This is a genomic window from Okeania sp., assembly GCF_035285525.1.
Taxonomy (GTDB): domain Bacteria; phylum Cyanobacteriota; class Cyanobacteriia; order Cyanobacteriales; family Microcoleaceae; genus Trichodesmium.
This window is the reverse complement of the sequence record NZ_JAYKGW010000024.1, coordinates 1-9,362: the sequence shown is the minus strand read 5'-3', so window position 1 is coordinate 9,362 and position 9,362 is coordinate 1. Positions and strand designations below refer to the sequence as shown.

The 9,362-nt window shown below is 34.1% G+C and carries 5 protein-coding genes and 2 pseudogenes; 3 read left to right on the top strand and 4 right to left on the bottom strand.

Annotation, left to right across the window (positions count from 1 at the left end; translation table 11 throughout):
* Positions 1-163 precede the first annotated feature (163 nt).
* Positions 164-1,576: a cytochrome c biogenesis protein gene (locus VKJ25_RS02575; protein WP_324235062.1), complete on the top strand. Its 1,413-nt coding sequence runs from the start codon at positions 164-166 to the stop codon at positions 1,574-1,576.
* Between the two features lie 408 nt (positions 1,577-1,984).
* Positions 1,985-3,886, top strand: a complete 1,902-nt coding sequence (gene glmS, locus VKJ25_RS02570; protein ID WP_324235061.1) for a glutamine--fructose-6-phosphate transaminase (isomerizing) — start codon at positions 1,985-1,987, stop codon at positions 3,884-3,886.
* Between the two features lie 260 nt (positions 3,887-4,146).
* On the opposite strand, the pseudogene VKJ25_RS24820 reads toward glmS, so the two are convergent.
* A pseudogene (locus VKJ25_RS24820) lies at positions 4,147-4,527 on the bottom strand (BstA C-terminal domain-containing protein).
* Between the two features lie 1,081 nt (positions 4,528-5,608).
* Between VKJ25_RS24820 and VKJ25_RS02560 the strand changes: the two are divergent.
* Entirely contained in the window at positions 5,609-6,037 is a 429-nt protein-coding gene (locus tag VKJ25_RS02560; RefSeq protein WP_324235059.1) for an Imm30 family immunity protein, read from the top strand.
* 310 nt (positions 6,038-6,347) lie between these two features.
* Here the strand turns inward: VKJ25_RS02560 and VKJ25_RS02555 are convergent, their stop codons facing one another.
* The 3 genes and pseudogenes from VKJ25_RS02555 to VKJ25_RS02545 all read right to left on the bottom strand — a co-directional run.
* A complete protein-coding gene (locus tag VKJ25_RS02555; RefSeq protein WP_324235058.1) occupies positions 6,348-6,674 on the bottom strand; it encodes a hypothetical protein in 327 nt (108 codons plus the stop codon).
* Positions 6,671-7,777, bottom strand: a complete 1,107-nt coding sequence (locus VKJ25_RS02550) for an NYN domain-containing protein (protein WP_324235057.1) — start codon at positions 7,775-7,777, stop codon at positions 6,671-6,673. The genes VKJ25_RS02555 and VKJ25_RS02550 overlap by 4 nt, the downstream gene beginning before the upstream one ends.
* 645 nt (positions 7,778-8,422) lie before the next feature.
* A pseudogene (locus tag VKJ25_RS02545) lies at positions 8,423-9,235 on the bottom strand (aminoacetone oxidase family FAD-binding enzyme); the annotation flags it as partial.
* Between the last annotated feature and the right edge of the window lie 127 nt (positions 9,236-9,362).

The window sequence follows — 9,362 nt, the reverse complement described above, 5'->3', positions numbered from 1 at the left end:
ATCAACGAATCTCTAAAAGATAGTCAAATTATCACTTGATTATAGAATGAAATAGTTCTGGGTTGGTCTCCCAAACCTCTACTGTTTTTTTCACAAATCATTGAAAATTACTATATCTATAATTACTACGAAAAAATTGTTGAAACTAATAAGAACTAAATAAATGGATACTCAAAATTCAGAATTAAATAAAAAACTAAATCCTGTCAAAATATTTAAACAAGAAATATTACCAATATTAGCTGATTTACGGTTAGCGATCACTCTTCTTTTAATCATAGCTATCTGTAGTATTTCTGGCACTGTCATAGAACAAGGTGAATCAATTCCTTTTTATCAAGAAAACTATCCAGAAAAACCAGCATTATTTGGTTTTTTAACTTGGAAAGTAATTTTATTATTAGAATTAGATCATGTTTATCGGACTTGGTGGTTTTTATCAATATTAATCTTATTCGGAGCCAGTTTAACCGCCTGCACATTTACCAGACAATTACCTGCTTTAAAATTTGCTCAACGATGGAAATTTTTCGATAAAAAATCACAATTTAAAAAATTAGCATTAAGCGCCGAAATAGAAACAGGTTCCTTAGATTCCTTAGAAAAAATATTACAGAAAAAGGGTTATCTGACATTCAAAGAAACAGATAAACTCTATGGCAGAAAAGGAATTATTGGTAAAGTCGGTCCGATAATAGTTCATGCTAGTATGCTCATAATTTTAGCAGGTTCAATCATCGGTTCCATGACCGGATTTACCGGTCAAGAAATAGTAGCGAGTGGAGAAACTTTTAAAGTTAAAAATATTGTCGATGCCGGAATTTTTGCCGAATCACAAATTCCCAAAGATTGGTCAGTAGGAGTCAATCGTTTTTGGATTGATTATACTCCCGAAGGAACAATTGACCAGTTTTATTCAGACCTTTCAATATTAGATAAAAGTGGTGAAGAAGTAGATAGAAAAACCATATTTGTTAATCAACCCATCCGCTATCATGGAGTCACAATTTATCAAGCAGATTGGGGAATTGCCGCCGTTAAAGTTAGAGTTAATAAAAGCCCTGTTTTTCGTTTACCAATGGCACAATTAAATACAGCAGGAGGAGGAAGAATTTGGGGAACTTGGGTTCCTACAAAACCAGATTTAAGTGAGGGAATATCTTTATTAGCTAAAGATTTACAAGGAACTGTATTAATTTATGATGGTACTGGTAAATTAGTTTCTAGTGTCCGTGAAGGAATGTCTACAGAAGTCAATGGCATTACTTTATTTGTTGATAAAATTATAGGTAGTACAGGTTTACAAATAAAAGCTGACCCTGGGATTCCTATTGTTTATTTAGGTTTTGGTTTGTTAATGTTAAGTGTATTAATGAGTTATGTTTCTCACTCCCAAATTTGGGCTTGGCAAGAAAATGAACGACTTTATATTGGTGGGAAAACTAATCGCGCTAATGTGGCTTTTGAACGAGAAATTTTGGAAATTTTAGACATATTAGAAGGTGAGAGAAATATATGTGCTGAAGAGAAATTTTCTCCAGATTTGGCTAAAGAAATTAAACTTGGTGAAAATTGAATAATCGCGAGTAGGGAGTGGTAGACTCAGAAACCCGGTTTCTCTCATTATTTATCACAACCTATATTGTTATATCTGACTTCATGTACCTGGAGTCTGTTCATATTTGCAAAAATACTTTTTTCCTATTCCCTATTCCCTATTTCCTATTCCCTTTTTAAGTAGTAGACTCAGAAACCCGGTTTCTTTAAGAAACCGGGTTTCTCTTATCATTTATCACAACCTATATTGTTATATCTGTACTTCATGTACCTGGAGTCTGTTCATATTTGCAAAAATACTTTTTTCCTCCCTGTTCTCTATCCCCTATTCCCTATTTCCTATTCCCTTTTTAATAGGATTCTATTTCCGCATTTAAAATAGAAAACGCTATAGTCATTTTAAAAGTTATTAGGAGTAAAAAATAAAATGTGTGGAATTGTTGGTTATATTGGCACTCAGTCAGCTACAGAAATTTTATTATCTGGATTAGAAAAACTAGAATATCGGGGTTATGATTCGGCTGGATTGGCCACTATTTGTGATGGCCAAATTAATTCGGTTCGAGCTAAGGGTAAACTGTACAATTTACGAGAAAAATTGGCAGGAGTGGAAATGTTGGCTAATGTTGGGATTGGTCATACTCGTTGGGCAACTCATGGTAAACCGGAAGAGTATAATGCTCATCCTCACAGTGATAATACAGGGCGAGTGGCGGTGGTCCAAAATGGTATCGTCGAAAATTATCGAGAGTTACGGAAGGAGTTGCAAAGTCAGGGGCATGAGTTTGTTTCTGATACCGATACGGAAGTTATTCCTCATTTAATTGCTGAATTTTTGTCTAATTTTGCCAAAAATGGGAAAGGGGGAACGGGAAACAGAGAAAGTCTTTTGGAAGCAGTGCGTCAAAGTTTGAGGAAGTTGGATGGGGCGTTTGCGATCGCTGTTGTTTGTGCAGATTATCCGAATGAAATTATTGTGGCTAGACAACAAGCACCGATATCTATCGGTTTTGGGCAAGGAGAATTTTTCTGTGCTTCGGATACTCCGGCTTTGGTTTCTCATACTCAAGTTGTCCTCAGTTTAGAGAATGGTGAAATGGCGCGTTTAACTCCTCTGGGAGTAGAGGTTTATAATTTTGATGGCGATCGCTTGAATAAGTTTCCTCGGATTTTGAACTGGAGTCCGACTTTAGTTGAGAAACATATTTTTAAACATTTTATGCTCAAAGAAATATATGAGCAACCGAATGTGATCAGGAATTGTTTAGAAGCTTATATTAATAGTGATTGGGATGTTAAAAATAATCGGGTTTCTCCGACGAGTTTAAACTTGTTACCGTCTCTATATAAAGATTTGGAACAGGTGGAAATTTTTGCTTGTGGTACGAGTTGGCACGCTAGTTTAATTGGGAAATATTTATTAGAACAGTTAACTGGAATTTCTACTACCGTAAATTATGCTTCGGAAGCTCGTTATGCTCCTGCTCCAATTAGAAAAAATACTTTAACAATTGGTGTTACTCAGTCTGGAGAAACTGCTGATACTTTAGCAGCTTTGTCAATGGAACAACAGCGCCGTTTAGATAAAAGTGATGAGTTTAAGTCAAGATTGTTAGGAATTACGAATCGAACCGAAAGTTCTATTCATAATTTGGTTCATCAAGTTATTGATATTAAAGCAGGTATTGAAATTGGGGTAGCAGCAACTAAAACTTTTCTAGCTCAAGTAATGTCTTTTTATTTTTTAGCCATAGAATTAGGCTGGCAAAGACAATGTTTATCTGGGGAAAAAATTGCCGAAATTATTAATGGTTTACAAAAAATTCCCGCCCAAATGGAACAAATGTTAGAAACTCAAGATAGTCAAATAGAAGGTTTTGCTCACCACTTTAATGATACTCAAGATTTTATCTTTATCGGCAGAGGAATTAATTATCCAATTGCTTTAGAAGGTGCTTTAAAACTGAAAGAAATTAGTTATATTCATGCCGAAGGATATCCCGCAGGTGAGATGAAACATGGTCCGATAGCTTTGTTAGATGATAAAGTTCCGGTGGTAGCGATCGCTATGCCTGGTTTAGTTTATGAAAAAGTGCTTTCTAATGCTCAGGAAGCGAAAGCGAGGGATGCACAGTTAATTGGGGTGACACCTGAAAGTACCGAAGCAGATGTGTTTGATAATGTATTAGCAGTGCCAGCGGTGGATGAGTTGTTATCACCGATGTTGACTGTGATTCCTTTGCAGTTATTAGCTTATCATATTGCTGCTCATCGTGGTTTGGATGTCGATCAACCACGGAACTTAGCGAAGTCGGTGACGGTGGAGTAAGATTTTAGTTAACAGCTATCAGTTAGCCTCTTACAGAGGAACTACGTTAACAGTTATCAGTATTTTCTGTTAGAATAACGACAATGTAGGGACGTTGCATGCAACGTCCCTAGGTTGGTTTACTGAGATGAAAATCATAATCAATGGAAAATTTCCATCGATCTGATTAATACTATTTCCATGAAAGATATTTCTAGTTTCTCAAAACCACAAAAATAGTACGAAATTTTCGTACTATTTTTATAAAAGATATTTCTAGCTTACGCAACACTTGAGAAGCGTTTTTGAACTATTGCAGTTATCAATCTAGTTTCCTCTGGGGAACAAAACCGTTTAACATAGTTAGGCAATTTCTCCATTATATAAGTTGTGTTTAACCACCATCGAAATTTTGGAAGTAACTCGTCTGGATACATGTTCGCTGGAACAACCCTACCATCTGGATAGTAGTGGGGATATTTGCGAAAGTCTGTATTAACATCTTGGAAGCCTAACTAATTACACCAACACTTTCCTACAGAAATATCTGGCACTTTTCCATAAGGAAAAATGTAGCCATTTGCTTCTAAATTTCGCATTAGATGCCCAAGTTCAGAAAAAATACAGAAATAACCGAGTGGTATTCTTGATGTGTTGTTCAAAAAGTTTTAACCTCTCCCAACACAGGGGTTGATGTTGTGGTGATTTTAGTAAGCTAGCAGTATTGCTAACTGTTGGTATTGTTTTTATTGGTTTCATAGAATATAATAAAAGTGAGATAAACGGATATAAAGACTTTGATGAGCAATTGTATCTGTTGATAGTTTAAATGGCCTAGTTGATGCGTCAACATCTACTAGGTCTTTTTTATTGTATATTGAACTGCCAAAAATGGCAGGGGTTATTTGATTATTTGATGTCGTTACTTAATTTTTTTTAATTCTACATTTTACTTTTCATTACTATACAGTCTAGATAGTACAGTGTACTGTTTTAATCAATACAAAGTTGTTTTTAATCAATAAAAAGTCATTTAACTGCCTTTATGGTTGGTACTTAATGACAAAATATTAGTTTCAATCCCTAATAGGGATTTCAAAATAAAGTGACTAAATAACTAAGTTAATAAAGTGAAGCATGTAATAGATACTTACTAATTATATATTTATAATTTGATTAATTTATCTAACATTCAATTTAATAAGCAGAAGTATTTTTTTTGTTTAAAAAGTGCGGTAAAATTATGAAACCCATATATTTTTGAGAAAATTTATCAGTTGTGATCTGATTAAATAATATAAAAAATAGTGATCGCTCTTGATGGGTATTATTAGTCGAAGGAAACTGAGAGAATATTGGTAAAAACATTCTCATGCTCAACTTAGACTTGTTTATGGTCTAACAAAGTATCAGATGGAAAGTTTGAAAACTTTTAGGATTTTCTTTTCCGTATAATCAAGCGATCGCCCAAAATAATTAATTACAAGGAGACAATATTATTCAATCAAAACTACTTCCAGGAGAAGGAAAAGTCGGTCGTCATCGTCAAACTTTATCTTATGGTAAAAGTTCAGACTTAACCCTTTCCCCTAGACAAACTTTAGCGCAAGAAGTTTGGGATACTCGTTCTATTTATCTTTTTCAAAGATTATATAATGCAGATATTAGAAAGAGTCTGCAAGAACTTATTAAACTTAATAAAATAACTTGGTTAACCCTTTTTGATAAAGGAGTTATAAAATTATGAATTTAATCAAAATATTACAAGAAAATCGTTTAATGAAAACACCTCAAGAAATTAATATATTTGAGGAAACTTTAGAAAAAATTGCTCAACATCCTAACAATGAAAACTTAAAAGACTTACATATTATCTTAGATGATAATTGTCAACATCCGGAAATTATGTTTAGTTTAGTTCATTTTTTAGAAGATTTTGAACTACAAAAACAAATACAAGTTTTTATTGAAGTTATTCCTCAATTAATGATTACCGCACCAGAATGGACAAAAATAATTCACTATCGAATTATTAATGATGAATCTACTGGTAAAGTTTATCAAAATAGTCTGGAATTAGTTAATCAAAAAACACCTCATTTCTTATATCAACTTTTACTAGAAAGCGTTAAAAATCATCTAAATTTGCCATCAGGGGTAGTGTTAACCTAAATTTTTGCATGATTTCTAGAAGCTAAAATGATATTCTTGTACCTGTGAATTTATAAAATATTATAATCTATTTGGAACTGCTATATGGAAATTATAGATATTAATTAATTGTTAGAAATGGCTGCCGAACGAGAAGAAATTATTATTACTAAAAATCACCAACCAATAGTAAAATTAACATCAGCTCAAACCCCCAACTAAACGACCTCCTTTATTTGGTAGCGATCGCGATATTATTTTTATTAGCGATGATTTTGATGAACCCCTTAAGGATGGTAAATTCACTAATACTTCCTTCTTCCTTCTTCCTTCAAATCAAACTAACAAACCAACGACCTTCTTCAGACTGATACAACTTCAGCGAACTACATAACTCCAAAAATTTAGGAAATTTTTTACTTGGTTGAAACCGTTTAATAGCTTTAGTAATTGGTTGACCATATAACCTATGAAACTCAGTACCAAGATTAGAAATAGGAACATAACCTCCCGAAAACTTAGGAGCTAAACTCATGAAAATTTTCACTAATACCTTTTCCATATCTTCCAGGGAAATAATCTGAGAAATATTCGTAATCTCAGTACCTTTTTCAACAATATCAGTACCCTTTTTCGCCTCATTTTGGGGAAAATTCAATTTTTTTTTTCTGGCTTAAACAGATTAAAAATACTGACATAAGTTTGAGATTTTTCCGAAGGTTTATGCAGAACAAAATAAGCTGGATAATTGACAAATATATAACTTGATCCTTCACCAGGAAAGTGAGTATTAACTACATCTTTCAAATTCAACTTATAAGTTTCTTTATACAAAGCAGAAATTCTTGAAAATTTAATCCATTGCTGTCCGACCTTTGCTGATTCAGCTTGAATTAATTCCTGTAACTGAATAATAAATCTATTAATAGTAGGAATTTCTGGAACCGACAAAGCATATGTTTTTGATTCTCCAGTTTGACTATTCAAAACAGTAATTTGATTTTTATATTTCCGTACCTGATAAACAGTTAACCCATGAGATTGTAAAGTAGTACCAAGATGAGTTAAACCTCGGTCAGAAGAACAAACTAATATTTCCTTCGCCTTGGGATAATTGAGAAAAATAGAAGCACCTACAGTTGCCATTTTTAAATCCGCACTATCTTTTCCAGGAGGAACATGAATTAATTGATAACCACGTTGATGAAATTCTTCATCTTTTTTCCCCATACTGCGCCAGTTAGCAAAAGCAACCTTTATTTGAATTGGATAATTACATATTTCTACCAGAATTTTTTCCGTTTCCTGATTTAATGGTAAATTTTCTACATCTAACAGTAAAATAGCAATTCCTGTCTCTATTAATTTCTTTCCATTTGTAGATATATTGGCAACCTGAGAATTAGTAATTTCATCTGATGAAACCAGAGTTATTTCTGGATAAATATATTTGTCTATCTCAGCAATTAAAATACTATATTGAGCAGAATTAATAAACTCTGGAGTTAGAAGAATTTGGAGATAATTTTTGACTTTCAGATTCAAAGCATCCAGTTCTTTAACATTAAACAGTCCTTTTGTCAACTTATTCATCAAATTAGATTGATACTTGGGACTATGCCAAGGAATGTTCCTATACTTTGGAGCTATCCATTCAGGATGTTGCTGTTGAATGGAAACAATAGTTTGGTAAATATGGTGGCTGATAGCGTTAATAGTAACGGAATTGTTAGTCACTAGCAAACCAGAATTATCTGACATGACCTATAAGTGATTAATGCTTACTCAATTTCGGATGATTCACAATTGCCTTATATCAAGCATTTTGAGAACTATACATTGCTACGGGTTAGGCAAAAGGTTATCAGTTATCAGTAGAGCGTGAACCTCTGACTAAACTCGGAGGCTTGAAATACTGAAGTTAAATATTTCTCTTGGTCGGTTGGATATGGCGAGGAAACTCGCTCTTGCAGAGCTGCTCCGAAGTACACCATCTCTCGACCGCTTTTTGATTCCCTAAAAAGGGGAATCTTTGGACCTGATTTTTTGGTAAAAGGCAGTTGTTCATTGTAACAAAATTGCAGCTTTTACCAATCTCAAGCACCTTAAACCTTAATCCATAGCGCTATACCTAAATTATAGATTATACAAGAAAAGGAAACATTGGACTTTTTTTAAGGAGTAGGGGAGCGGGGGAGTGTGGGGAGTATGGGGAGGGAGGTGTGGTAGGAATAATTTTTCCTTGATTTTTCTACCCTTGGTTTCCCTAAAATCCTAGAATGCATGATTTTTCGGGAACCGTGCTTGAGAGACCTAAAAGCGGGTAGTTTTTCCATACCTAAAAATGCTAAAAGCTTTAGTTGTAAAGGGTTTCATATTTAATCAGCCCACCCTAATTATTAATAATTAATGATTAATTATATTTTGTCCAGCTAACCATCCAGTTGTCCATGCACTTTGAAAATTAAAACCCCCTGTAACTCCATCAATATCTAAAATTTCTCCAGCAAAAAACAATCCTGGACAACAACGACTTTCCATAGTCTTAAAATTAACTTCCTTTAAACTTACCCCACCGCAAGTAACAAACTCTTCCTTAAAAACCCCTTTACCTCGAATTTCATACTTACCTTGAGTCAATTCCAAAATTAATTTATTAATAGCCTTATTTGATAACTCCGCCCAACGTTTTTGAGAATCAATATCCGCAGCCATAACTAAACGTTCCCATAAACGACGGGGTAAAGAAAACGGACAACTATTAACTATCGCCTTCTTTTCAGAACTTTTAAATTCTAATAACTTAGTCCTTATATCTTCTCGGTTAATATCTGATAACCAATTAATTAATAAATCAGATTGATAATTATTCTCATAGAGAAATCTAGCACCCCAAGCAGATAATTTTAAAACTGCTGGCCCACTTAAACCCCAATGAGTCAGCAACACAGGACCAATTTGTTTTAACTTGGCCTTCGGTAGTTGTAAACAAATATTCTCAACCGAAATACCAGCCAAATCTTGGAGACGGGGGTCAGAAATATTAAAAGTAAATAAAGAAGGAACAGGAGAAATAATTTTATGGCCTAATTCCCTGGCCAAACGATGGCCAATAGGACTACTGCCAGTTGCCAGAAGTAAGCGATCGCACTCCAAAAGTTCCCCAGATTTTAACTGGACTAAAAATAAATTTGTCCCTTTCTCTGTTGTCTGGCATTTGTTAGAGTCGATGGAGGGTATTATCCCTCGCACCTCTCCTTCAGAACCGGACGTGCGACTTTCACCGCATCACGGCTCCTGGATAATCTGAGGCTTTTGGCCTTTTGCCCTTGTGGATATAATCGTG